Source organism: Rickettsia hoogstraalii (genome assembly GCF_000825685.1).
Lineage (GTDB): Bacteria > Pseudomonadota > Alphaproteobacteria > Rickettsiales > Rickettsiaceae > Rickettsia > Rickettsia hoogstraalii.
This window is the reverse complement of sequence record NZ_CCXM01000001.1, coordinates 1,082,375-1,108,441: the sequence shown is the minus strand read 5'-3', so window position 1 is coordinate 1,108,441 and position 26,067 is coordinate 1,082,375. Positions and strand designations below refer to the sequence as shown.

Here is a 26,067-nt window from a genome sequence, read left to right as displayed (position 1 = left end):
AAGTTTAAAAATTCTTAGTAATTTTTATTCTGCAGTTAAATCAATTTCTTTTTCAAGAACTTTATTCCAATTTTTGGTATTTTAGTGTATAATACGGAAAACTATTGTAAACTTGTGAGAATTTTTAAAGATGACATCTATTCGTAATATAGCAATTATTGCCCACGTTGATCATGGGAAAACTACGCTTGTTGATAATATGCTTAAACAAAGCGGGACATTTAGAGCTAACCAAGCAGTAGCCGAGCGTGCTATGGACTCTAACGACCTTGAGCGTGAGCGTGGAATAACAATACTAGCCAAATGCACTGCTCTTATGTGGAACGATATCCGTATTAATATCGTTGATACACCTGGACATGCTGATTTTGGCGGTGAAGTAGAACGCATATTAAGCATGGTTGACGGTGTTGTGTTACTTGTCGACGCTTCTGAAGGACCAATGCCGCAAACAAAATTCGTACTTTCTAAAGCTTTAAATCTCGGCTTAAAACCTATCGTTGTTATTAATAAAATCGATAGAGACGACCAAAGAATTAAAGAAGTTATCGACGAAGTATTCGAGCTATTTGTGGCACTCGAGGCAAATAACGATCAGCTTGATTTCCCTATAGTCTATGCCTCAGGTAGAGCAGGCAGAGCATCTTTAAACTTTGATGATAAAATTAATCCTTTAAACAATTTAGCAGAGGATCTAGCACCGCTGTTTGATCTCATAGTAAAACATGTACCAAAACCCGCAGCTGACGATAAAGCACCGTTTTCTATGCTTGTTACTACTAGAGAATATAATTCTTTCTTCGGTAGAGTTTTAACGGGACGTGTACAAAGCGGCACTGTTAAAATCAATCAAAACGTAAAAGTATTAAATCGTGAGAATAAAGTACTTGAAACCGGACGTATCACTAAAATATTAGCATTTATAGGCTTAGAGCGAATCGCTATAGATGAGGCTACAGCCGGCGATATTATTGCCGTAGCAGGCGTTGAAAATGCTAACGTTGCCGATACTATTTGTTCACCTGAAGTAACCGAAGCTGTACCGTCTCTACCTATTGACCCCCCAACTTTATCCATGACTTTTAGCGTTAATGACTCACCGCTTGCAGGAAGTGAAGGGACAAAAGTTACGTCAAGCTTGATTGGAGCTAGGTTAATGCGTGAGCTTGAGAGTAACGTTGCACTAAAAGTTACCGAAGCAGCTGAAAAAAATGCTTTCCAAGTTGCAGGACGAGGAGAATTACAGCTTGGTATCTTAATCGAAACTATGCGTCGTGAAGGGTTTGAGTTATCTATTAGCAGACCTGAAGTATTATTCCAAACCGATGAGAAAGGTAATAAACAAGAACCTATGGAAGAAATTCAGGTTGACGTTGATGACGATTATGTTGGAGTAGTCGTAAAATCTTTAGCACTTAGAAAAGCCGAAATGACCGATATGAGACCGTCAGGCGGAGGTAAAAGCCGTGTTACGTTTATCGGACCTTCTAGAGGGTTAATCGGCTATCACAGTCAGTTTTTAACCGAAACACGAGGCACGGGGATTATGAACCGTATTTTCCACGGATATGATGATTATAAAGGAGCTATCGAGGGAAGACGCAACGGCGTACTTATCTCTAACGGTGACGGGGCAGCAGTTGCATATGCTCTATGGAATCTAGAAGAAAGGGGAAAAATGTTTATAAACCCTAGCGATAAAGTATATAGAGGCATGATTATCGGCGAACATAATCGTGATAATGATTTAGAGGTAAATCCGCTAAAAGCAAAGCAACTAAGCAATGTTAGAGCATCAGGTAAAGACGAAGCCATAAGGCTAACCCCGCCAATGCTTTTAACTCTAGAGCAGGCAATCAGCTATATACAGGATGACGAGCGAGTTGAAGTAACACCGAAATCTATTCGTTTGCGTAAAGCTCTACTTGACCCTAACGACCGTAAAAGAGCTGCGAAGTAGGCATTGCCTAGAAAAAGTTGACATCGTCATTGCGAGGAAAAACTGTAAGTTTTGACGAAGCAATCTCAGGAGTCTTGCTTTATGAGATTGCCACGCTCCTTTCAGTCGCTCGCAATGACGACTTGGGTATCCATGCAACAAAACCAATTTTTCCTCGCAATGACGGAAAAACTAAGCTATATATTAAACACTATAATAACAAACTTTCTTTACTGCTTCTATTACATCGCTCTCGCTCGGCAGAGCTAATTTTTCTAAATTAACGGCATAAGGAAGCGGTACGTCTTTACCGCTGACAATCTCTATCGGTGCATCTAAATAATCAAAGGCTTCTTTCATAACAATAGAGGCTATACTTGCTCCAACGCCGGCAAAAAACCACCCTTCTTCTACTATAACTAAACGATTAGTTTTTTTCACTGATTCTATTATTGTATCCGTATCAAGCGGTTTAATAGTGCGAAGATCAATAACTTCACAATCAATATTATCATTCTGTAAAATATTTGCGGCATCTAGGGCAAGTTTTACTTGAATTGAGAAAGTCACTATAGTAACATTACCACCCTCTCTTAAAATTTTTGCCTGACCAAAAGGTATAGGCTCAATTGTTTCCGGTACGTCAAAACTATGACCGTACAAAATCTCATTTTCCAAAAAAATAACCGGATTATCATCTCTAATGGCCGTAAGCATAAGGCCTTTATGATCTTCGGCACTATAAGGGGCTACTACTTTTAGCCCTGGAATATGGGAATAACAAGCTGTATAATTTTGGCTATGTTGAGCAGCTACTCTACTTGCTGCTCCGTTTGGTCCTCTAAATACTATAGGGCATTTGACCTGCCCGCCTGACATGTAATGCGTTTTTGCAGCTGAATTAACTATATGATCGAATGCTTGCATAGCAAAGTTAAAGGTCATAAACTCCACAATCGGACGAAGCCCTGCAAAAGCTGCTCCAACTGCAAGCCCTGCAAAACCATATTCCGTTATCGGTGTATCAATTACCCTCTTAGGACCAAATTGCTCTAGTAATCCTTGAGTTACCTTATAAGCTCCTTGATATTCTGCAACTTCCTCGCCTATGACAAAAACCTTGTCGTCTCTTATCATCTCTTCTTGCATCGCATCACGCAATGCTTCACGTACCGTTATTTGCATTTTTCTTTTTTATTTGATTAAATTAAACGTCATTGCGAGCGACTGAAAGGAGCGTGGCAATCTCAGAAAATAATAAGGAGATTGCTTCGTCAATTACTTACGTAATTTCCTCGCAATGACGCCTTAATAATACACCTGTGTATACAACTCCCCCTCATCAGGCAGTGGTGAGTTTTCTGAAAATTCTACTGCTTCTTTCACAATTTCTTTTACCAACTGTTCTATTTCTTTTAAATCCGCTTCGGTTGCATATTTATTATCGAGTATCGTTTTTCTTATTATCACTAGCGGATCACGTTCTTTATATTGCTCAACTTCTTCTTTACTACGATATTTTGCCGGATCGGACATCGAATGCCCACGATAACGATAAGTTTTTACCTCCAATATTAACGGAAAGCTATTTTCTCTAACATACTCGGCTGCTTGTTTAGCTCCATTATACATTTCTTCAAAATCCATACCGTCTAACTGAAATCCTTTAACCCCAAACGATTCCCCTTTTTTATATAAATCACGCATAAAGGTAGAACGTGCTACAGACGTCCCCATCGAATATTCGTTATTTTCAATAATATAAACTACAGGTAAACCCCATAAAGCAGCCATATTAAAGGCTTCATATATTTGACCTTGATTAACCGCACCATCACCTAAAAAAGTAAAACAAATATTATTCGTACCATTATATTTCTCAGCAAAAGCAAGCCCTGTGCCTATAGGTACTTGAGCTCCGACTATACCGTGTCCACCGTAAAATTTGTTCGGTACGTCAAATAAATGCATCGAACCACCCTTACCTTTCGAGCAGCCTGTAGCTCGCCCCATAAGCTCGGCAAGAACATATTTAGGCTCTGTTCCCGCTAAAATAATATGAGCATGGTCACGATAGCTAGTAATTGTACTATCTCCTTTTTGTTTAACCATATCTACCGCAGAAATTACTGCTTCTTGTCCTATATATAAATGACAAAAACCGCCTATTTCTCCCATACCGTATAACTGCCCGCATTTCTCTTCAAAACGACGCAGTAGTAGCATATCTTTAAAGCTTTTTATATATTCTTCCTTTATCGGCTTATATTTTCTTGAGCTTATATCCACTAATTACTCCTTATAATCTTAAACATCATTGCGAGGAGCGAAGCGACGTGGCAATCCAGAAAAAGATTAAAAAAATTCTGTAAATTAGAATTTTTAACTGGATTGCTTCGTCGATGCTACGCATCTCCTCGCAATGACAATTCAGTATCCACGCAAGCAATGACGCTTTTTAATGTCACAAAATACGGTACATGATCCGAAGGTGGCAGCCAATCACGTGCTTCTGGTAGTAAATGCATAGAAAATAATGCATCTTTTAAATTATCGCTAACCCAAATATGATCAAGCCTTCTACCTCTGTTAGATTTTTTCCAATCTATATTTCTATAGCTCCACCAAGTATAGAATTTTTCGTCAAGTGGAACAAAATGTCTACTACTGTCAATAAAACCTAACGAGTTTTGTAGCTCTACCAATAACGAGCGTTCAATATCGGTATGGCTGATAACATTTCTCAACTGCTTACTAGACCATACATCATGTTCTAGCGGTGCAATATTCAAGTCCCCAACAATGATAATTTTATCGTTTTTAGTACGGTTAGTAGTTAACCATTCCTGCATTAACCTTACATATTCGAGCTTATGCTTAAATTTTAAGTTTACCTCTATATCAGGTATATCACCACCGGCAGGAACATAAAAATTATGTATTTCTATATCATTAACTATAGCTGCTATATGCCTTTTATCACTATTATATAACTCCAATGAAAAAACATTATTCAAAGGAAATTTTGAAATAATAGCAACACCGTTATATGATTTTTGTCCTGCATATATTACATGTTCATAGCCTATATTTTTAATAACTTCAAGAGGAAATAGCGAATCATCTACTTTTGTTTCCTGAAGTAAAATAATATCCGGTTGATGCTCATGTGCTAATTTTCTTAATAAATCGATCCGCAGACGCAATGAATTGATATTCCATGTAACTATCTTCATTAGACTTCTTGTATAACCTCCTTCTAAAGGTAATTTGTACGTCGATCCGGTACTCGCATCCTCACGTACTAAATGTACGCTGCGGTTCGAGGTGAAGTGTCTCCTTCAAATTCCTCTTTATAAGATAGGTTATACAAGAAGTCTAATCAATTTTTTATAGCTGCCCCTATTATTGCATCTCTGAGATAAATTATTCCAAGTTGATTTAAAGGATTTTTCATGTCAATTTTATCTTTTTCTTCTTCAGGAATTTTAATCATAGTATTACTGAGTATAGCAAAATAAAGATTATCAGGCAAAACATATCCTGCTTCACTTTGTATTCCAAGGGCTTTTCCGGTATAATGAATCATTAAATGCTTAGAATCAAGATCCGTAAGGAAAATACCGTAACCCATATAAGACTTACGCCCTTCTATATCTTTTGCTAAAAAATATTTAGTAGTCATAAGTTTATACGACTTCTTAGAAAGAATTTTTCCCTCATTTAATGCCCTATACCATTTAATAAGATCAACCGGTGTTGATATTATACCACCGTCAGCACAAGGAACTGCTAAAAAATCAGCAGTTACAGGAGTAAATATAGGTTTATTACTATTATTAGGCGTTAAAAAATATCTTACCGGATAATTAGAACTAATAACGTTCTTTTGGATTCTAGCGGCTTCACTATATGAAGCAAAGCTAGTAGATTTCATATTAAGAGGTTTAAAAAATTCATCATAAAAAAAGTTAGCTAAATCTTTTTTAGCAACCTTTTCGATAATCATACCGAGTATAACAAAATTAGTATTACTATATTTAAATTTTTTCCCTATAGATATTTCTAAAGGTTTAGAAGAAACAAATTGTAATATTTTCTTGTAAATCTCTTTCTTAGGCACATTTAAATCAAGTTTAACAAAACTAAAATATTCAGCAATACCGCTACTATGCGTTAATAAATTATGGATAGATATTTTATACGCCCAATCCGGTACTTTTCCACCCCACATTTCCGGATCAAGATATTTATAGATTTTATCGTTAATATTTAATAATTCCTGTTCTTGTAATTTTAAAATTCCTGCTGCCGTAAAAGGCTTTGTAGCAGAAGCAATAGGCATCATTTCATTTGCTTTTAATTGCTCACCGTTTAAAGCAAAGATTCCTTTAGCACCGGTTAATAAAGGTTTATAATCATCGGCAAACATAAAAACGGCATTTAAAAATCTATTACTTATATATTCTTTTTCTGCTTCATTGATTCTTTGCTGTATATCTGCAAAACAATCAATACTATTAGTAATTAAAAAAAGCAGCAACAAAAAATATCTACGAATCATAACTTCAACACTCCACAAACTTATCAGTAGACGTCTTACAAACGTTCGCTAATAAAGAGGAATTTGAAAGAGACACTTCACCTCGAACCGCAGCATACACAAGCAATCGCGCAGATTCGAGTCTAGGCTCGACGTACAAATTACCTTTAGAAGCAATTTATGTAAGACGTCTAGTAAAATAAAACGGTAATTTTGCTTCTAAATTAATCTCTTTACCAAAAATCTTTTCAGATAAACATATATTATTAGCATGCAAGAACATATATTTACTATACGGCATTATTTCTTTATTACCATATTTATCATCCCCAACTATCGGGCAACCTAATAATTTAGCATGCAACCTTAATTGATGCATTCTACCTGTAACCGGCGTAAATTCAATTAAAAATAAGTTATTATCAAGTGATTTAAGTAATTTATAATAAGTAATGGCAAGTTTACCATTTTCACTATAAATATCAGTAATTTTAGGTGTACTTCCCTTACTCTTCTCTATATTACTTCTAACTTCTCCTACATTTTTAATTGGCTTTCCATAGGTTACAGCAAAATATGTTTTTACAATCAATTTTTCTTTAAAAGCATCATGAAGTTTTACACTACTTAAATAATTTTTGGCTATTAAGAGCAAACCGCTTGTTTCTTTATCTAACCTATGTACTAGCTTAAAATCAGCACCTTTATAATTCAAATATTTTAATGCAGAATCAATAGATAAATTTATTTTACTGCCACCTTGAGTAGCAAGACCTGCAGGTTTATTTATAGCTATTAAATTATCATCTTCATATATCAGATAATCGGTAGTAATTTTCTTCGCTAGTTTAATTTCAGCATCGGTAAAAACTAATTTTTCGGGTTGCTTAACAGGTAAATTAAACTTATCGTTAATAAAAATTTTATCGCCGCCCTTTACTCTTAAACTCGCTTCTGCTTTCTGAGAATTAACGGTAATTTGTTTTTGACGTAATGCTTTCTCTATTACTCCTTGAGTCAATAATGGATATAGACGTTTTAAATATTTATCTAACCTAGAAGGAATAGGAGTATTGACATCGATGATCATTTAGAGCTTTTTATTGTGTTGTTGTATGTATTAGTTTTTTCGTCATTGCGAAGAAAAATTGAAAATTTTGACGAAGCAATCCAGTTATACAAATTCTGATTTACAGAATTTTTTAATCTTTTTCTGGATTGCCGCGTCGCTTCGCTCCTCGCAATGACGACTTGGTATCCACGCAACAATGCCGACTTAACCACAGTAACATTTTAACTACTTTTTATTAAAAAATAGCACCAAATTATTATAGATAAAAGGATTATAGCAAAAAGCTGATGTATAGAGGCAATTATTATAGGTACAGAGTATAAAAGAGTAATTATTCCGGTAGATATCTGTATCAATAATGCAATCATTAGAAAATACGCTATCTTATTTAATTTCGGATGTTCTATTTTTAACAAGCAAATTACCAAAATCACAACAACCAAAAATACGCTATAGCTGCCTAAACGATGTATGAATTGTATAAAAACCTGATCATGCAAATTTGCAAGATTAAAGAAATTATCTTTTATCTCCATCGGGATAAAACTATCACCCATTAGCGGAAAACTATTATATATCAGCCCTGCATCAAGCCCTGCAACCATCGCCCCTAAAAAAATTTGCACATATATTACAGTAATAGCAATACTGGAAAATATTAATGGTAATTTTAAATCTGTTTGTGACGGTATTAACAAAATATCACAACGATTTTTTATTAATTGATAAAAAAGTATATGATAAATAATTACGGCAATAATTAAATGAAAAGCAAGTCGAAAATGACTAACAGAAGGGCTACTCAACAAACCGCTTTTAACCATATACCACCCCATAAAACCTTGTACGCAAAATAATAGCAAAGCAATTATATAAGGTAGTATGTCATGATTTTTTATAACATCTTTAAAATAAAAATATATTAAAGGTACAATATATATTAAAGCTGTAATTCTACCGAGTAATCTATGTATAAACTCTAACAGATAAATAAACTTAAACTGCGATAAAGTCATTCCATAATTAACGGAGTTATATTCAGGAAAAGCTTTATATTTAGCAAATTCTGCTTGCCAGCTTTCAAAACTAAAAGGCGGCAAAATACCGGTTACCGGACGCCACTCAACTATAGATAAACCAGAACCTGTAAGCCTTGTTATCCCCCCTATAACAATCATCGCTATGACCATTATACAACTTATAAACAACCATTTTGTAATTAAACTCTTCTGCACTTTTATTTTAAGTTTATGTTTTTATTTTGTTGCCTCGTCATTGCAAGCGGGCATTGTTGCATGGATGGGTTTTCCGTCATTGCGAGAAGAATTACGCAAGTAATTCGACGAAGCAATCCAGTTAAAAATTCTGATTTACAGAATTTTTTTATTATTTATCCTAGATTGCCACGTCGCTTCGCTCCTCGCAAGGCATTGTTGCGTGGATCAATTTCGCCTCTGTCATCCCGTGGCTTGACCACGGGATCCAGTTAAAAATACTAAAATTATTAGTATTTTTTATTGTTTTTATGGGCCACGTGGTCAAGCGAACTAGGTGACACAGTGGATTTTACCGGTCTACGCAACAATGCCTCCTCGCAATGACGGTAACCACCAGTCAAATCAAGACTCTACATTCTTCTCCGTATCTTCGGCGGTATTAGCAGGACGTTTCTTATTTGATTTTTTATTACGATATCTACGTTTTGTCTTTTTTGGAACAGCTTGTGCTTCTTCTAAGCCGGCATTACTTTCTACAACTTTCACCTCTTCCACAACGCTTACGGTTTGCTCTACCGGTTCTTTTACCTCTAAACTCTTATCTTTTACTTCATTAGCAATATTATTACTATTATTAGCTGTTTTCCATTTATGTTTATTTTTGCGTAACTGTTCTTTTTTCGGCTCTTCTTCAGTATAATCGGCACTATGATTCTGAATTACCGGCTTAACAGGATTAACATTATTATTATTTTTCTTCAATAGCTTCACTTTTTCAATCGAATAACTATCTGATGTAGCATTAGGATCGGAATAAAAATTAAGCTTTATATTATATTTTTCTTCAATAAATTTTATCTCAGCACGTTTATTATTAAGTAGATAAATAACTGAAACGATATTGGTAAAAACATTTATTACATCAATTCTTTCTTCAAAAATTTCATTCTCTATAGTACGTAAAATTAACATAGCATTAGCGTCACTTGCTCTAATGACTCCTTTACCGTTGCAATGAGAACAAATTGCCGAATTAGTTTCTAAGAAAGAAGAACGTAATCTCTGCCTTGAGAATTCAAGTAGTCCAAACTGACTAATATTACCGGTTTGTATACGAGCACGGTCACGACTTAAAAACTCTTTAAAGGATCGTTCAATAATTTTACGATTCTTAGCTTCACTCATGTCTATAAAATCAACAACTATCAAACCTGATAGATCTCTAAGCTTTACTTGCTTCGCTACTTCTTTGGCTGCTTCTAAATTAGTTTTTAGTGCCGTTTCTTCAATATTTTTTTCAGAAGTTGATTTACCGGAATTTACATCAATTGAAATAAGAGCTTCTGTAGGATTAATAACGATATATCCCCCTGAAGGTAGTGTCACGACAGGCTGATATAATTTAACTAATTGCTCTTCTACTTGAAACTTAGTAAATATAGGAGTTTTATTTTTATGTTCTTTAAGTTTTGAAAGCTCTGAAGGTAATAAATCCTGCATAAATTTTGAAGCGTCTTCATAAGCCTCTTGTCCTTGAATTACCACCTCTTTAACATTGTGATCGCACATATCACGTATGGTTTTACGTATTATACTATCTTCTTCATGAATAAAACACGGAGCCGGAAATTTAATAGTACTTTTACGAATTTTATTCCATAACCTTGCTAAATAATTATAGTCTTTCTTCAAATCTAAGGTGCTACTTCCTCTACCTGCGGTTCTAACAATGACGCTGTAAGCATTTTTGTCACCGCTTACTATTTTATTTAAAATATCTTTCAGTCTTTTTCTTTCTTCCCCGTTTGATATTTTACGTGATATGCCGTTTTGCGAACCTTTATTAGGCATTAAAACACAATATTTACCAGCCAAGGATATATAAGTAGTAAAAGCGGCACATTTATTTCCTCGTTCTTCCTTAGTAACCTGTACTAATAATATTTGGTTTTTTCTTATTACGTCCTGAACTTTATATTGTTTATACTGCGGAACGTTCTGCTCAACACCGCTTTGAATAATTTCAATATCGTCAGCCGCTTCTAAATTAAGTTCTGACTGGAATTCACTCTCTACTAAATCTTCTATGTTTTTTAGGTCAATTTCTTCACTATCAACCAAAGAATCATATATAGCAGCCGGTTTCTCTTTATCATCCTCAACCGTAATATTTGAAAGAGCTATTTCAGGAAAAGCATTAACCGGAAAATTTCTCTCTGAGGCAGGCAAATTGTAATAGTTAGGATGGATTTCACTAAACGGTAAAAATCCACTTTTATCCATTCCGTACTCTATAAAAACAGCTTGTAGCGATGGTTCTATTCTTGTGACTTTTGCTAAATAAATATTACCTTTATTTTGTTGTCTTACAGTTGTTTGAAATTCAATATCTTCTATATTGTTGCTTTGTCCTAATAAAACTACTCTTGTTTCGCTTGGAAAATTAGCATCAATTATAATCTTTTTATTCATTTATCTTGCTCACTAACTTGAAGAACAAATAATTAATATAATGCTTGTATCTTAAGAAAAATCATTGTTTATCTTGTATTAATTTATTTAAATAGATAATTTATCTATGATTAAAGAGCAAAAATGAAATTCTAGATAAACTTCAAATAACACCTCTTTAAAATACTAAAAAATATATTATTATTTTTCTTACATTAAAATATTTTCATATTATTTAATTCATTAATTTTTTTAAAATTAAACAATAATTATATACAAATTATAAATTAAGACTACCATACTTGATTAAAAGCTGATAATCTAATAACTATCCATATATACTTAAATAATGGAATTACGAATCTCTTTAATTTTTAAGATAATAATCTTAATCATTATAATTATGAGTTATATACCATGTATTTATGTTTAGCAAACACTTAATTTATGACTTTAAAAAACGATTACAAAACTATTTTTTTCTCGCTTTTGGGAATATTTATTTTTTCCTGTATCAATGCTATAAATTTTTATAATTTTAAAATCTTTTTACTGATAAATAAAAATCTAGGCGGAGAACAAATAAATCATATAAATCAAACTAAATTTATAGGTTCGATAATCGCAGGCTTTGCCTTAACACAATTAATTAATAGGTTAAGTAATAAAAAAATTATTTTAATTAGCTTATCTTTATTAATTATTTGTACAATAAACCTCATTTTATTAAATAATTATACTCTAATTAAAATTAATTTTATTTTAATTAATTTTGGAACATTTTCATATTTCACTTCTATAACATTAGACATTATTGAGAGTAGCAAAGAAAAGAAATATTTTTTTTTAGCTTGTATAATGTTGTTATGGGCGGGTGGAAACTTAATGGTAGATTTATTAAATCCATTTATAAAACCGACAAATAATACTATAGTAATTTGTGCATTGTTATATTGTATCAATATACTAACTGAATTTCTGCATTATAATCCCACATCTCATAAATTAAATCTAAATTCAAAATTCTCATCCTTAATAAAAAATGTCGAATTACAATTATTGACAGGCTTCGTAGTTGCTTATGTCACCTTGGATATATTATGGTATTATGAAGCTTTTGCATTAAAGAAAGAATTAGCATTAATTAATTTAAGACTCATATTAAAATATATTTTTCTAGCAATATGTTTTTCTATAATTCCTATATGCTACATATTAAGCAAAGTAAATAAATATTTGGCTAATTTATCACTAACTATAATTCTGCTCGTCTGCTTTATTTTACTACCGCTTCATGGAACTAGTAAAAACCTTAATATATTATATATAATACTAATCGGTAGTTGTTTAGGATCCATTTATATTTGCAATATTTTAATACTAATTGATAAATTTAGAGATTACGAACTTAGAACAGCTTTATTTTCGTATTTTTCAATGTGCAGCATCGGTATATATGCCGGAGCTTTATCATCTCATGTACCTTACGGCACCATTAACGGCAGTGATTTCTTATTTTCCGTTTTTGCCGTAGTCGGTAGTTTTGTAGCTTATCATTTTTGGTATTTTATTAAGTATAAATTGTATAGATTTTAATTAGACTTCCTGCATAACTTGCTTCTCAGGGTAATTTGTACTTCGATTATATAATACATATACGAAGATCAACTTCAAAAAGAGCAAGGAATCCCCAAGACGAGGAACGGAGCGTATACTTAATACGTGAGTACCGCAGTACTTGTAGGATGACGTAGCCAATTTTTGAAGTTCATCGAGTATATGTGTAATATTTTGTAACATAATATAGCTTGTATAATTCGGCATAAAATGGCATAAAATATTAATATTTAAGTATATTTTTTATAGCCTCGCATGCAGCAAAGTACATTATTAAAACCGGTTAGTTGTTATGGGATCGGGGTTCACTCAGGAAAACGTACCCAGTTAACTATAGAACCTGCTAAAGAAAATACCGGAATTATATTCATTAGAACCGATATATCTTCTGAAAATAATTATATTGAAGCTAGCTATTTCAATGTTTCCGATACCTTGTTATCTACCACTATAAGTAATGATCATAAAGTTCAAATTTCAACAATTGAACATTTAATGGCAGCACTTTGGGGATGCAGCATTGATAATGCAATTATTAAAATTGATGGTCCTGAAGTACCAATTATGGACGGCAGTAGTAAATCTTTTGTGTTTATGATTGAGTGTGCAGGAAAAAAATTACAAAATGCTCCTAAAAAATATCTAAAAATTTTAAAAGATATAAAAGTAGTTCACAAAGATTGTGAATTATATTGTACTCCTTCCGATCACATGACTGTAGATTTAACCATTGATTTTAGCAGTAAAGCTATAGGTAGACAAAATCTAAGTTTTAGAGATCAAGAATCTTTTACTAAAAATATTGCGGATGCTAGAACTTTTGGATTTATAAGAGATGTTGACTATTTGAAAAGCAAAGGACTTGCCCAAGGTGCCTCATTTGAGAATGCTATAGGAATAGATGAGCAGGATAAAATCTTAAACCCAAACGGCTTACGTTATGAAGATGAATTTGTTCGCCATAAACTATTAGATTTATTCGGTGATTTATATACCAGCGGCACTAGCGTTGTAAGTTCAATTAAAGGCTACAAAACCAGCCACGCTCTTAATAATGAATTATTGCATAGAATATTTAGCGATACTACCTCTTACAAATTTGTAACTAGCAGTGAGTTATAATAATCATTTCATATTGTTAAATTTCGCTTTCTTTTTTGCATCCTTTTTAAATTTTCACTTTTTGTCCTTTTTATTTCAGCATTATTAACTTTATCTTTATCCATAGCTTTAGTTAACGGACTATATCCTTCGGCTTTACTAGGATTTTCATAAAATGGATTCATTACATTTTTAATATCTTTAACATAACTCTCTTTTCTATTATCCATTGTTATTTTATTTTCTTTAAAAAATTCTTCTAAACCGTTTCTTTTTATTTCAAAATTAAAATTACCTCTTATTTCTCGAAATTTTTGTATTTTTTGGTCTTTATTCATACTCCAATAATTCTTATCCGTTATTAATTTTTTTAAAGCCAATGTTTGCAATACTTGATTCTTAGTATAATTCTCTAATTGTTCTAAATTTTCATATATAGGAGTGTCTTGTTTTTTATATTCTTCATTTATATTTAATTTAAATATTGCTTTTATTTCTATTTTTTCCTTTTCAGTAAGACCGTCGATAATTAATGATGCGGTCGTAACTACACCATAACCCGTAGCTTTTAATATATCAAGCACATTACCGCTAGCACCTTTAATAATAGAGGCAGCCAAATTTGCGGCTCCACCTAAATTATTTCCAAATATTCGTCCTGTACTTTTCAATTTATTTACATTTAACTCATACTTATCTTGAGTAGCATCCTTGCCTGCCGTTTGCGGCGTATATAATTCATTTTTCAAAATATCTTTTAAACTCGGTTCTAATGATAATATATAATCTTGCTGACTTTTAGCATTTCTGTTATGTACTAATAAATTATTCTCTTTATGAAGTTTACGCAAACCATGCACTTTCAAAGTCTCATTTATAGCTTGAATTCCTACGCTAACTCCTGAAACAACAGCTACAGCTATAATTATCGGTGATATAGGAGTAAAAAGCCCGGAAACTGCAATTGCTATAGAAGCTATGGAAACTGCATAACTTAAACTATTGCTAAATAATATTTTACCGATTTTACTTTGTCTAAAACTAGTCCAATAAGATTTTAACTTATTAAATATTTTTCTAACCCTTGATTTTTTTTGAATCAGACATTTATTTTTCTCTCCAAAGAACAAATATTTTTATAAATTTTTCTTTTATTTATTTAATTAACTTCTCTTACAACTTAAATTATAGTATAAATTCTAATAAAAAACAAAATAAATGTCTGGAAAAGAATTAAATAAAATTGTTGCAGCCATCTTATTTGCTAGTTTAATTGCTATGATGGTTGGATTTGTTGCAAATATATTATACAAACCCACTCTAGAGTTACAGCATCGCGGCTACAGCGTTGCGGTTCAAGAATCATCAGAAAATCAAAATACTACCGCATTAGAGCAAGCACCGGTAAATATACCGGAATTAATGAAGACTGCTAACGCCGATAACGGTCGTGAAATAGCCAAGAAATGTTTAATGTGTCATTCTCTTGATAAAGACGGTCCAAATAAACTAGGACCGCATCTCTGGGATGTAGCAGGCAGACCAAAAGCAAGCATAGCAGACTATAAATATTCCCCTGCTCTATCAAAACTCGGCGGCGTATGGGATGATGATAGTTTATTTGCTTTCTTACATAAACCAAGTAGCTATGCTCCGGGAACTAAAATGTCCTTTGCCGGTATCTCAAAACCACAAGACATAGCTGACGTAATATTATTTTTAAAAACTTATGTTCATGATAAATAATTACCTCACCGAAATATGGTTAATAATCGGCATAATTTGTGTAGTCGTTGAATTCTTTGCAGTTCCAAGTATCGGATTCTTATTCTTTGGGCTTGGAGCATTATCAAACACTCTTGTGGTATATAACTATCCTCTAGTTAGCTTAACAAATCAAATAACATTTTTTGGTATATTATCGCTTATTTGGTTTTGCATATTATATTATCCTCTTAAAAAATATGTTTATAATAAAACTGATAAAACAGAAAATTACTTGGATATGATAGGCAAAACGGTAGAGGTTTATAGTTCTACCGTCTCTTCTGATACTTTAGGACAAGTAAAATGGTCTGGTGCTATTATGAATGCTTATCTTGCACCAAACGAAATCGATGCAAAAACAGGCGACCGACTTTTTATTGTCGAAGTTAAAGGGAATGTACTAATTTGTTCTAGAGAAAAATCTAATAATAATTCTTAGCAAAATATTATTTCTAAATGGCATTGTTGCGTAGTTTGAAAAATGCGTTCGGTGTCATACCGTGGCTTGTCCACGGTATCCAGTAAAACAACTAAAAATACTAATAATATTAGTATTTTTAACCGGATCCCGCGAATAAATCACGGGATGACGCGGTGGAATTGATCCACGCAATAACTTCTCTAAACATTCTCTTTAAACCAATCAAAAGCTTTTTTAAAGAAGCTGCTATTTTCATCAAGTCTAATATGAGCGAATTCTTTTTGCTGTTTTAGAGCATGAATTTTTAGCATTCCTATAGTTGCTGAATACATAGCCGGATTATAATCTTCTGTAAAACCGGCAATAATCTCCGGTTTACCGATTCTACTCTGTTTTTCAAAAATTTTATTTGAAAGCTCTTTAAGTCCTCTAAGCTGAGACCCACCACCGGTAATTACAACTCTAAAAACTTCAACCTGCCCTTTTGTTGCTTTATCATATTCGGCTTTTACCATTGATAATATTTCTTCGACTCTTGCTCTTATTACCTCAGCTAATTTATAAATTGTTACGGAAGTATTTAAATTATGATGAGTATCAACCTGAAAATCATCCATATTTATAATACTATCTTTCTCAAATAAAGGTATAATTGCATTACCGTATAAAATTTTTAATTTCTCTGCCGTAACAAGATCAATACCGAAAACTTTAGCAATATCCGAGCTAATATGAAAACTACCTATATTTACATGCCCCGTATATATTAATTTACCGGCAAAAAAAATGCCGAAAGAGGTAGTTTTATCGCCCATATCTATAATAAGCGAGCCTAGATTTTTTTCATCATTCGTAAGACAGCTAATAGCAGAAGCATAAATTGCTAGAGTAATATTTGTGACTTCAACATGACATTTAGCGAAGCATTGTACAATATTTAATAACATATTTGAACTAGCTGCAATAATATGTAATTCACAACTAAGCTCTCTACCGTACATACCTATAGGATTCTCGACTGAATTATTATCAAGAGTAAACTCAAGAGGAAAATAATGAATAATTTCTTGGTTTTTAACTTTAAACTCAAGTAATGCTTTTTGTAGTAACTTTTTAATATCCTGCTGCGTTACGGTTTGCCCGTTAACTTTAATGGTATAATTAATATAATAAGATTTAGTATCGGCACCTGATAACGATAATATAACTTTTTTTATATTTTTACCGCAATCTTTTTCAAGTGCATAAATTGCCGAAACAATACTAGTTTCAGCGTTTTTTAAATCTGATATAACTCCTGATTTAATACCTTTAGAATGATGCAAATTTTGGCTAGCTACTTTAATTTCACCTTTTTTACTAATATAGGCAGCAATTACGGCAATCTTACTACTACCGAAATCAAGCGTTACAAAATTTGATATTTTCTCTTTCATTTTTTTTATGTTTGTTATTCCAAAAACGTCATTGCGAGAAGAATTACGTAGTAATTCGACGAAGCAATCTCAGGATGCTTGACAAGATTGCCACGTCGAAACTACGTTTTGCCTCGCAATGACGATTCTCAATACTTCTCTATATAGTATTTATTCTTATCCCTTAAATCCAAAGCCTTATAATTTTGGTTAAATAGCTTGTTTGCTTTATTAAGTGCATCGACATATTTTAATGCTTCTTCAAACTTTTTTTCAGGTAACTTAATACTTATATTACCTTTAAGATTTAAATCCCACCTTCTATCTCCGAGTCTTACGGCAGCTGAAGTTTTATTCATTAATGCCGGATATTTCTGTAGCTCTAGTACTAATTTACCTGCGTAGATATTTGCCCCTTCCCCTACAACATGTAATAAATGAAGAAAAGGCTGAATATTTTTACTAATTTCGTAACCTTCTTCATCAACTAAGAAAAGCTGATTATTAATTTGCCAAATAGCAATAGGTTCTCTTTCAAATAATTTTATATATACCGTATTTGGTAATCTTCTACTGACATATACTTCCTTGATCCATTTATTTTTCTTTAAATTATTTCTAATTTCGTCTAATTTAAGAGCAAAAATAGGACTACCCTTATTCGCATTTAAAACCTTTAATATTGTAGGCTCATCGACATTTTGCTGTCCTTCGATGATAACATTCTCAAGTTTAAACCCAAGTTTTGTTGTTGTTTGATATATATTTGTTGTTAAGTAGGTTTTTATGCCGGCAAAATATTTTGTAAAAACAAATAGACATACAAAGATAATTAAAGCAATCTTAAACCCTAATATTGCTTTCTTGTAAATTAGTCCTAATTTTCGGCGTAATGAGATATTATTAGTTTTTTTTGTTTGTTTTTTTTTTTTGGAGTTTGTTTTTTTTCTCATGATTCAAAGCTTGCCGTCTTTATAATTTCTTCAATTAAGTTAGTAAAATTTATCCCTGCATAAGCTGCAATTTCCGGCACTATTGATAAAGGCGTCATACCTGGGTGAGTATTTATCTCCAAAGCATATAATTTGTTTGTCTGCTCTTCTAAAATAAATTCTGCTCTAGCAGGACCTTTACAATTCATTGTTTTATAAATTTTTTCTGATTCTATAAGCAATTTTTCATATAAATTAGCAGGTAGCGGAGCAGGACAAAGATGCTCAGCAAATCCTTCGGTATATTTAGTTTCATAATCATAGAAACGATTCTTTAGTAATTTAATTTCTAAAGCCCCAAGAGCTTTGCCGTTTAATACCGCTACTTGCAACTCTCGCCCTTTTATATATTGCTCTATTATCACCTGATCACCGTAAGGGAAATTATAATCGGCAAAATTAAAATCATCTTCCTCAAATATCACCTCAACACCAATACTTGAACCTTGCGTAAGAGGCTTAATTACATATGGTCGCTTCATAGGATCATTTGCCATCTCTCGAAACTCTACTTCTAGAGGTAATTTGTGCGTCGATCCGGTACTCGCATCCTCACGTACGTTTTTGTACGCTGCGGTGCTGTGTTCCGTGTCTCCTACAAATTCCTCTCTATAAGCGAGTTTGGAGAGATGGCTAATATTATCGCTTTTATTTACAACGATACTTTCAGCCATATTAATATTATTCGTTAAAAACCAGCTCCTAGAATGTATTTTATCGAATGCTAAAGCTGAAGGTAACACGCCGCTATGAGTATAAGGAATCCGCATTATATTAAGTAATCCAGGCAAGCAACCATCTTCACCATATGTACCGTGTAAACAGTTAAAAACAATATCAGATTTTATTTCTTGTAATTTAACCGCAATATCCGCTCCCATATCAATAAAGGTAACTTTATATCCTAATTCAATTAAGGCTTTACTAACTCCTTCACTTGATACTAAGGATACTTCACGCTCGGCAGACATACCGCCCGCTACTAACGCTATATGTTTTTTACCGGTAGTACTTAATATTTTGACTTCAGAATGTTCCACCCAATGTGTTTGATATTTCATATTATTTGCTTTTATTCTATATTGTCATCCTGCGACTTATTTTTCGTCATTGCGAGGAAAAACTGTAAGTTTTGACGAAGCAATCCAGTAAAAATGCTATAGATTAGCATTTTTTTATTATTTTTGCTGGATTGCCACGCAGTCTACGACTGCTCGCAATGACGATTTTTAAACATACCTACCCAAACGTTTTATTTCCCACCTTAATTCAACGCCGCTATCTTCAAATATTTTCTGCCGGACGAAATCACCTAAATCTTCTAAATCCTTAGCGGTAGCATCACCATTATTTATCATAAAATTACAATGAAGTTCTGACATCGAAGCACCGCCTATTCTATAGCCTCTAAGCCCCGCTTTGTCAATAAGTTCCCAAGATTTAAGCCCTTCAGGATTTGCAAAAGTACTACCGCCTGTACGCTCTTTAATAGGCTGCGTTGATGATCTTGCGTTATTTATTTCATTCATCCGTAATAATATATTCTCACTCTCGCCTTTATTTACTTTAAAAACGGCTTTGAGAATAATTAAATCCTTTGGTAAATTGTTGCCGCGATATTTAAAACCGATTTCTTCATTTGTGAATGTTAAAAAGTTTCCTGCAAAATCAATCGCTTCTATTCTAACTATGATATCCTTAAATTCAGAACCGTAAGCACCGGCATTCATAACAACACCGCCACCGATAGTACCAGGAATACCTACTAAAAACTCAAAACCGGAAATAGCATTTGCTTGACAGAATTTTGCTAAATTATAATTAAGGCAGCTACTACCTACTATTAGATGATCATCTATAAACTCAATATTACTAAAATTCTGACCGAGCTTTATTGTAACTCCTTCTATCCCGCCGTCTCTTATAATAATATTTGAGCCTGCACCGAAAGTAGTTATAGGTAATTTTTGCTTATTTTGTATTAAGAAACTTGCTAAATCTTCACTATCTAAAGGTTTAAAGAAAATTTCGGCATTACCGCCTACTTTAAACCATGTCAGATGTTTTAAATTATAATCTTTTTTATACTCGCCTTTTACTGTCGGTAAAATTAACATATTTTTACTGTCATCTTTTTTCTTGTGTGACGTTGTTGCATGGATACCAAGTGCGGGATGATAATCTCCCATCTAATTCATTAGCAAAACTTGAAATATTACCTGCTCCCATCATAATTATCATATCACCGGAAGCTGCATTATCTATAATAACCCCGACCGCATCATCTAGCTGTGCTAGAAAATTTGCTTTATCGTGATGCTTATTCTTAGCAATTTTATCAACTAAATTTTGGCTTGTCATCCCTTCTATAGGCTCTTCTCCTGCAGCATATATATCGGTAATATAAATCATATCCGCATCATTAAAGCAAAGCATAAAATCATCAAATAAATGCTGCATTCTTGAATATCTGTGAGGCTGAAAAATAGCAATAACTTTACCGTTTTGTTTATTTGCTATATTTTTAGCCGTCGCAAGTGTTGCTTTGATTTCCTCGGGGTGATGAGCGTAATCATCGATAATTGAAGCCTTATTATATTCAGCTACTTTAGTAAATCTTCTCTTCACTCCTTTAAAATTATTAAAACCGTTTTTAATAACTTTAATACCGAAATCTAATTCTATCCCAACAGCAATTGCAGCAAGACTATTTAAAATATTATGTCTTCCGGGCGTTGGAATAGTAATTTTTTCAATAATCGTTGTACCTAGTACATTTGGTAGACTAATTTTTACGTCAAAAGTAGAGGAAGCAATATCAGTGTTAATATTAAACGCTACAATATGAGCATCTTCTGAATCGATTCCATAAGTAACAATCTTCCTTTCAGTAATATCATCTACTAACTTACGAACTATTTTATGATCGATACAACAAACAGCAAAACCGTAAAACGGCAAATTAGTAATAAAGCTTTTAAACGCACCAATTAATGTTTCAAAATCTTTATAATAATCTAAATGTTCAGGATCAATGTTAGTTATTATCGCAATAGTTGATGGAATATGAATAAACGTCGCATCCGATTCATCGGCCTCCGCAATTAAATAATTACTTGAACCAAGATATGCATTAGTCGATTTATTATTTATAATCCCACCGTTAATAACTGTAGGACATAAACCGGCTGCCTCAAATAAACAAGCAATTAAAGAAGTAGTAGTGGTTTTACCGTGCGATCCCGAAACTGCTACCGAACATTTTAATCTCATAAGTTCAGCAAGCATTTCCGCACGCCTAATAATCGGAATTTTACGCTCTAATGCCTCTTTTATTTCAGGATTATTTGAATTAATTGCCGATGAAATAACAACATACGAAACATTGGTAATGTTCTGCTCGGCGTGTCCTAAAAATATTTTAATGCCGTATGACTCAAGTCTTTTAGTATTATAATTTTCTACTAAATCGGAACCTTGTACTTTATAACCTAGATTATGTAATATCTCGGCAATACCGCTCATTCCAACGCCGCCGATACCTATAAAATGTATAGTTTCTAAAGTTTGATTAGTTTTTTTTAATTCAAGTAACAGCATCTAAGTTTAATCATTTAAAGTTGAGTTCTGCATATAGGTTTTTATGTAGATTGTCAAGTGCTATAAAACGTCATTGCGAGGGAAAACTGTCAGTTTTGACGAAGCAATCTCAGGATTTTATACTATTTCATAAGATTGCTTCGCTCCTTACAGTCGCTCGCAATGACGACTTTATACGACAATAATTAAATATCATCCACCCTATCAAATTTTGCTTCGGAATAGAAGTTTCCTTGTAGCCCACCGACTTTTAGATCAATTAAAAATTTAGCTATTTCTCCGTTTTCTACGAATTCAGCTACCGTTTCAATACCTAAATCTTCTGAAATTTTAATTAATCTTTCTACGAAATACCTACTTTGTACGTCACTTGTAATACTACGTACATATTTACCGTCAATTTTGATAATATCAATTGGTAAGCTTTGAAGTTGTTTAAAAGAAGTAAAACCCGAGCCAAAATCGTCTAATGCAAATTTACATCCGTACTTACGTAGTTTATTAATAAATAAAGTTATTTTATCATAATTCTCATTGAAAGAAGTTTCTGTAATTTCAATAATTAAACGGTCCCGAACATTATGAGCTTTTAATAAGTTTTCTGCTATTTCCCATAAAGCTTCATCGCCTGTTCCTATATTTGAAATATTAACGGCTAACATTAAGTTTGGGTTGCTTGCAAGTTCGTTAACAGTCATTTCCAAAACAATTTGATCAATTATAAAAATTAATCCTTTATTTTCAGCAATAGGGATTATAGGACCTACGGAAATATAAACGCCGTTCTCGTCAGGTATACGAAGCAGACATTCATAATAATGAACTTTCATGGTATTGCGATCTATTATAGGCTGATAAGCAAATCGCATAGTCTTTTTTGCTAAGGCTTGTCGTAATAAGTTAAGCTGAAGATTAGATTTTCTTATATTTTCCAGATCATGTTCTGCAGGGCTATATTCACGGTAATAATAATTATTATTTTGTGAAAGTAACATATTTAATGTTTTTTCAATTTCTTTAGTATTATTACTTACTTTAATACTAGCAATATAACAATTCATATAAATTGCCGGCTTCTGTTCATTAATATAAAGCTGTGAAAATAAATATAATTTTCTAGCAAAATTTTTAATTAAGTCAGAATCAGTAGTATTTAGGATAAATAATATTCTATCTTTCTTTATTTTCTTAAACTTTGAAAAAATATTAAGTTCTTTGCTTACATCTTCAATGATTTGATCTAAATCTTCAATTATAAAATGCTTATCCTGCTCTATAAATTCTATTTCATCATAATTAACTAATCTACAAGCAAAACATGCGCCTTTTTCCAATTTATCTATCTCATCTTGTAAATCTTTATAATCCGTTATTAATTCCGACATTGCCATTTTTATCATAAAATTATATACTTAAGAATATTAGGACATTTTTACTGTAAATGAAATAAAAATATGAGCCGCATAAAAAGGATACAAGAAAAATTAAGTGTGTTAAAACCACATTTTCAAGAAATAATAGATGAAAGCTATAAACATGCTAGTCATTATGACGGAATTCACAGCCATATAAAAATAAGAATTGCTGCAGAAACATTACAGGGAAAAAGCCTAATTGCCAATCATCGCACTATTAATAACTTACTTACCGATGAATTTAATAGCGGCTTACATGCTTTATCTATAGAGGTAATATGAAAACAAATAATATTTTAAAAGTAGCCGTTGGAGCTAGCAGCGTAGCACAAAAAGCCTTAAATAGCATAGCGGATAAAAGCTGTGGCATAATTGAGGATAAAATACTTAAAGGTAATTACGTCACTCGCGAAGAATTTGAAAAATTACAAACTTTAGTAATAAAACTAAAAAAAGAATTAACAGAGTTAAGCGGTAAATAATTAATCAACTAGCTTTAGAATTTTCTATTTTTGCTTTTAGCTGTTCTATTTCTTCTTTAGATAATCCTGTGAACTCTATTATTTGCTGAACAGTTTTACCTTGTTTTAGCATTATTTGTATTAACTCTGCTTTCCCTTCGGCTTTACCTTTTTCAAAATTTTCAGATAAAGCTATTTCCTCGGCATCTTCCATTAATTTTGCTCTTATATAGGCGTCGTATTCTTCGGGGGTGAGGTTGTACATTTCAATTACATTATACGCATCTAGTACTTTCTCGCTCTTTATATTTGCAGGTGGACTAATTTCGTTTTCTGCACACTTAAATAAATGTAGCCACTCATCTATAGTATTATCAAACTTATCTTTATCAAACTTTTTAAGCTCTATAAATACATAGGAAAAATCAAATAAATATTGCTTATTTGTTTTAGTTTCAAGCATTTTATGAAGACTTATACAAGGTACTTCGTCATCAAACATTTTAGTCTTTATAAGCGAAATAACTATTACTGGTAATAAATCTTTATGCTTTATTCCTTTAGTCAGTTGCTGTACGTAAGAATGAGCAGAATAATATTGTACTCTTTTTAAATAATCGCTTTCATTTCTTTTTTGCATTTCGATTATATACCAGCTACCGGCTTCATCTTTAACCTTTAAATCAAATATGCTTTTTTCCCCTTTATCAATAATAGGTACTTGCTCTACAGGTATAAATTCTATTTCTTTAATTCTAAACCCCTCAGGTAATTCAAGAACTGCATTGATAAATTCCTTTAACCTTTCTAAATCACGAAAGATTTTTTTAAATAAACTATCATTTGTAGGATCTAAATATCTTTGCATATTAATTATTACTTTTTAGTATTACTATATTATATAACTTTTTAAGTAATAAGTAAATAATACTAGAATGTATACTTTTAATAGGTTCTTGCGTGCGGAAAATTAAATTAATCTATTTTTTAACAAAAATTATGTACTTTGATCAGTTCTGATTGATACTATTGCTGACATGCCGGGGACTAGATTAGCATTTGGGGATTCAAAATCTATTAAAACAGGTACACGTTGTACGATTTTAGTAAAATTACCGGTAGCATTATCGGGCGGGATTAAACTAAATTTAGAACCGGTAGCAGGAGCAATATTACGAATCTTCCCGTAAATTACCTTTTTAGGCAAAGCATCAAATTTAATTTTGACTTTCATGCCGGACTTAAATTTCTTAATTTGTGTTTCTTTAAAATTAGCCTGAATATACATAGTATTATCTTGAACTATAGAAAACAACGCCCTACCCGGTACTATGTAATTTCCGACTTCTAAACTACTATTACCGAATATACCGGGTACCATAGCAATAAGTTTAGTATTTTGTAAGCTCCTTAAGGTTACTTTTTTGTTTTCCGTTAACTCTTTAAGTTTTTCCTGTTCTGCTGCTTTTTCAAGCTCAAGAAGTTGTAAATTTTGCTTAGATATATCTAAATCTAACTGTGCTTGTTTATAATCCGTTTTGGCTTTCTGATATGCGTTTTTAGAATCATCTAACGTTTTAGAGCTAGCAAATTTTGCCTTATTTAATTCCTGCACTCTAGTAAAATCTGTTGAAACAATATCAAAGCTTATTTTAGTAAGCTTTAATTTTTCAGCCGCTTGCTCTAGGCTAATCTGCCCTATTGAGATTTTTTGCTCTATAATTTCTATATTTTTTATGCAAGCTTCAATAGATGCTTCAAGTGCTGCAAGCTTTGCCTTATAATCTCTATCGTCAATTTCGCCTATAAGATCGCCTTTATTAACTTTAGTATTATCGGTAACAAATAACTTTGTTAAAACACCGCTAACTTCAGCACTAACATTTGAAATATCTGCATCTATGTAAGCATTATCCGTGGATTGTGTATTTGCCCAAACATAAATTCTATATCCCAAATAAATAAATATTATTAAGGCTATAATAATTACATATTTAGTAAATGGATGATGTTTATATTTGTCGATAGCTTGTTGTAATACACTCGGCATAATTAA

Annotated in this window: 26 protein-coding genes and 2 pseudogenes; 11 read left to right on the top strand and 17 right to left on the bottom strand. The window is 32.4% G+C overall.

Going from position 1 to position 26,067, the window contains the following annotated elements; translation table 11 throughout:
• Positions 1-130: 130 nt before the first annotated feature.
• The gene (gene typA, locus BN1174_RS05700) at positions 131-1,960 is read left to right on the top strand and encodes a translational GTPase TypA (RefSeq protein WP_040257229.1); all 1,830 of its coding nucleotides are present in this window, start codon (positions 131-133) and stop codon (positions 1,958-1,960) included.
• 29 nt (positions 1,961-1,989) lie between these two features.
• Complete coding sequence (locus BN1174_RS09030) at positions 1,990-2,223, top strand: hypothetical protein (protein WP_156138507.1); 234 nt, start codon at positions 1,990-1,992, stop codon at positions 2,221-2,223.
• Here BN1174_RS09030 and BN1174_RS05695 read toward each other — a convergent pair.
• The 5 genes and pseudogenes from BN1174_RS05695 to BN1174_RS05680 form a co-directional block, all read right to left on the bottom strand.
• Positions 2,144-3,124, bottom strand: a complete 981-nt coding sequence (locus BN1174_RS05695; RefSeq protein WP_040257227.1) for a pyruvate dehydrogenase complex E1 component subunit beta — start codon at positions 3,122-3,124, stop codon at positions 2,144-2,146. The two genes, BN1174_RS09030 and BN1174_RS05695, sit on opposite strands and share 80 nt — an antisense overlap.
• 123 nt (positions 3,125-3,247) lie before the next feature.
• A complete protein-coding gene (gene pdhA / locus BN1174_RS05690) occupies positions 3,248-4,228 on the bottom strand; it encodes a pyruvate dehydrogenase (acetyl-transferring) E1 component subunit alpha (protein ID WP_040257225.1) in 981 nt (326 codons plus the stop codon).
• Between the two features lie 116 nt (positions 4,229-4,344).
• Entirely contained in the window at positions 4,345-5,175 is an 831-nt protein-coding gene (gene xth / locus BN1174_RS05685; RefSeq protein WP_040257223.1) for an exodeoxyribonuclease III, read from the bottom strand.
• 17 nt (positions 5,176-5,192) lie between these two features.
• Positions 5,193-5,321 (bottom strand): annotated as a pseudogene (locus tag BN1174_RS13150) (palindromic element RPE1 domain-containing protein); the annotation flags it as partial.
• Positions 5,322-6,503 (bottom strand): serine hydrolase domain-containing protein, encoded by a 1,182-nt coding sequence (locus BN1174_RS05680; protein WP_040257221.1) that lies wholly within the window; start codon positions 6,501-6,503, stop codon positions 5,322-5,324.
• Positions 6,504-6,526: 23 nt separating this feature from the next.
• On the opposite strand from BN1174_RS05680, the pseudogene BN1174_RS09025 reads away from it, so the two are divergent.
• Positions 6,527-6,679 (top strand): annotated as a pseudogene (locus BN1174_RS09025) (palindromic element RPE1 domain-containing protein); the annotation flags it as partial.
• On the opposite strand, the gene BN1174_RS05675 reads toward BN1174_RS09025, so the two are convergent.
• Both BN1174_RS05675 and BN1174_RS05670 read right to left on the bottom strand, forming a co-directional pair.
• Positions 6,661-7,572, bottom strand: a complete 912-nt coding sequence (locus BN1174_RS05675) for an RluA family pseudouridine synthase (RefSeq protein WP_040257219.1) — start codon at positions 7,570-7,572, stop codon at positions 6,661-6,663. The pseudogene BN1174_RS09025 and the gene BN1174_RS05675 overlap by 19 nt on opposite strands.
• Positions 7,573-7,775: 203 nt before the next feature.
• A complete protein-coding gene (locus BN1174_RS05670; RefSeq protein ID WP_040257217.1) occupies positions 7,776-8,789 on the bottom strand; it encodes a COX15/CtaA family protein in 1,014 nt (337 codons plus the stop codon).
• A 15-nt stretch (positions 8,790-8,804) separates the two neighbouring features.
• Between BN1174_RS05670 and BN1174_RS10100 the strand changes: the two genes are divergently transcribed.
• Entirely contained in the window at positions 8,805-9,044 is a 240-nt protein-coding gene (locus BN1174_RS10100; RefSeq protein WP_156138506.1) for a hypothetical protein, read from the top strand.
• A gap of 129 nt (positions 9,045-9,173) precedes the next feature.
• Here the strand turns inward: BN1174_RS10100 and BN1174_RS05665 are convergent, their stop codons facing one another.
• The gene (locus BN1174_RS05665) at positions 9,174-11,243 is read right to left on the bottom strand and encodes an Rne/Rng family ribonuclease (RefSeq protein ID WP_040257215.1); all 2,070 of its coding nucleotides are present in this window, start codon (positions 11,241-11,243) and stop codon (positions 9,174-9,176) included.
• 426 nt (positions 11,244-11,669) lie between these two features.
• Between BN1174_RS05665 and BN1174_RS05660 the strand changes: the two genes are divergently transcribed.
• Both BN1174_RS05660 and lpxC read left to right on the top strand, forming a co-directional pair.
• Entirely contained in the window at positions 11,670-12,818 is a 1,149-nt protein-coding gene (locus BN1174_RS05660; protein WP_040257213.1) for an MFS transporter, read from the top strand.
• Between the two features lie 276 nt (positions 12,819-13,094).
• The gene (gene lpxC, locus BN1174_RS05655) at positions 13,095-13,961 is read left to right on the top strand and encodes a UDP-3-O-acyl-N-acetylglucosamine deacetylase (protein ID WP_040257212.1); all 867 of its coding nucleotides are present in this window, start codon (positions 13,095-13,097) and stop codon (positions 13,959-13,961) included.
• Positions 13,962-13,969: 8 nt separating this feature from the next.
• Here lpxC and BN1174_RS05650 read toward each other — a convergent pair whose 3' ends face one another.
• Positions 13,970-15,040: a hypothetical protein gene (locus BN1174_RS05650; protein ID WP_040258061.1), complete on the bottom strand. Its 1,071-nt coding sequence runs from the start codon at positions 15,038-15,040 to the stop codon at positions 13,970-13,972.
• Between the two features lie 118 nt (positions 15,041-15,158).
• Here BN1174_RS05650 and BN1174_RS05645 point away from each other — a divergent pair, with 118 nt between their 5' ends.
• Positions 15,159-15,686 carry a c-type cytochrome gene (locus tag BN1174_RS05645; RefSeq protein WP_012736554.1) on the top strand — a complete coding sequence of 176 codons (528 nt, stop codon included), beginning with the start codon at positions 15,159-15,161 and terminating at the stop codon, positions 15,684-15,686.
• Positions 15,670-16,146 carry an NfeD family protein gene (locus BN1174_RS05640; RefSeq protein WP_040257205.1) on the top strand — a complete coding sequence of 159 codons (477 nt, stop codon included), beginning with the start codon at positions 15,670-15,672 and terminating at the stop codon, positions 16,144-16,146. The genes BN1174_RS05645 and BN1174_RS05640 overlap by 17 nt, the downstream gene beginning before the upstream one ends.
• Positions 16,147-16,328: 182 nt before the next feature.
• On the opposite strand, the gene ftsA is transcribed toward BN1174_RS05640, so the two are convergent.
• From ftsA to murC, 5 genes are all read right to left on the bottom strand, one after another.
• Complete coding sequence (ftsA, locus tag BN1174_RS05635; RefSeq protein WP_040257203.1) at positions 16,329-17,564, bottom strand: cell division protein FtsA; 1,236 nt, start codon at positions 17,562-17,564, stop codon at positions 16,329-16,331.
• A 128-nt stretch (positions 17,565-17,692) separates the two neighbouring features.
• The gene (locus BN1174_RS05630; protein ID WP_040257202.1) at positions 17,693-18,496 is read right to left on the bottom strand and encodes a cell division protein FtsQ/DivIB; all 804 of its coding nucleotides are present in this window, start codon (positions 18,494-18,496) and stop codon (positions 17,693-17,695) included.
• On the bottom strand, positions 18,493-19,596 hold the full coding sequence (locus tag BN1174_RS10920; RefSeq protein ID WP_040257200.1) for a palindromic element RPE1 domain-containing protein: 1,104 nt from the start codon (positions 19,594-19,596) through the stop codon (positions 18,493-18,495). The genes BN1174_RS05630 and BN1174_RS10920 overlap by 4 nt, the downstream gene beginning before the upstream one ends.
• A gap of 168 nt (positions 19,597-19,764) precedes the next feature.
• A complete protein-coding gene (gene murB, locus BN1174_RS05620) occupies positions 19,765-20,652 on the bottom strand; it encodes a UDP-N-acetylmuramate dehydrogenase (RefSeq protein WP_040257199.1) in 888 nt (295 codons plus the stop codon).
• A 10-nt stretch (positions 20,653-20,662) separates the two neighbouring features.
• The gene (gene murC / locus BN1174_RS05615) at positions 20,663-22,135 is read right to left on the bottom strand and encodes a UDP-N-acetylmuramate--L-alanine ligase (protein WP_040257197.1); all 1,473 of its coding nucleotides are present in this window, start codon (positions 22,133-22,135) and stop codon (positions 20,663-20,665) included.
• Positions 22,136-22,185: 50 nt separating this feature from the next.
• On the opposite strand from murC, the gene BN1174_RS12335 reads away from it, so the two are divergent.
• Complete coding sequence (locus BN1174_RS12335; protein WP_269379005.1) at positions 22,186-22,320, top strand: hypothetical protein; 135 nt, start codon at positions 22,186-22,188, stop codon at positions 22,318-22,320.
• On the opposite strand, the gene BN1174_RS05610 is transcribed toward BN1174_RS12335, so the two are convergent.
• Positions 22,321-23,535: an EAL domain-containing protein gene (locus BN1174_RS05610; protein WP_040257196.1), complete on the bottom strand. Its 1,215-nt coding sequence runs from the start codon at positions 23,533-23,535 to the stop codon at positions 22,321-22,323. It abuts the gene before it with no gap.
• A 54-nt stretch (positions 23,536-23,589) separates the two neighbouring features.
• On the opposite strand from BN1174_RS05610, the gene BN1174_RS05605 reads away from it, so the two are divergent.
• Positions 23,590-23,832, top strand: coding sequence for a BolA family protein (locus BN1174_RS05605; protein ID WP_040257195.1), 243 nt, complete (start codon positions 23,590-23,592; stop codon positions 23,830-23,832).
• On the top strand, positions 23,829-24,032 hold the full coding sequence (locus tag BN1174_RS05600) for a hypothetical protein (protein WP_040257194.1): 204 nt from the start codon (positions 23,829-23,831) through the stop codon (positions 24,030-24,032). The genes BN1174_RS05605 and BN1174_RS05600 overlap by 4 nt, the downstream gene beginning before the upstream one ends.
• Before the next feature lie 4 nt (positions 24,033-24,036).
• On the opposite strand, the gene BN1174_RS09010 is transcribed toward BN1174_RS05600, so the two are convergent.
• Both BN1174_RS09010 and BN1174_RS05590 read right to left on the bottom strand, forming a co-directional pair.
• A complete protein-coding gene (locus tag BN1174_RS09010) occupies positions 24,037-24,879 on the bottom strand; it encodes an Rpn family recombination-promoting nuclease/putative transposase (RefSeq protein WP_040257191.1) in 843 nt (280 codons plus the stop codon).
• A gap of 129 nt (positions 24,880-25,008) precedes the next feature.
• Positions 25,009-26,061, bottom strand: a complete 1,053-nt coding sequence (locus BN1174_RS05590; protein WP_040257189.1) for an HlyD family secretion protein — start codon at positions 26,059-26,061, stop codon at positions 25,009-25,011.
• Positions 26,062-26,067 lie beyond the last annotated feature (6 nt).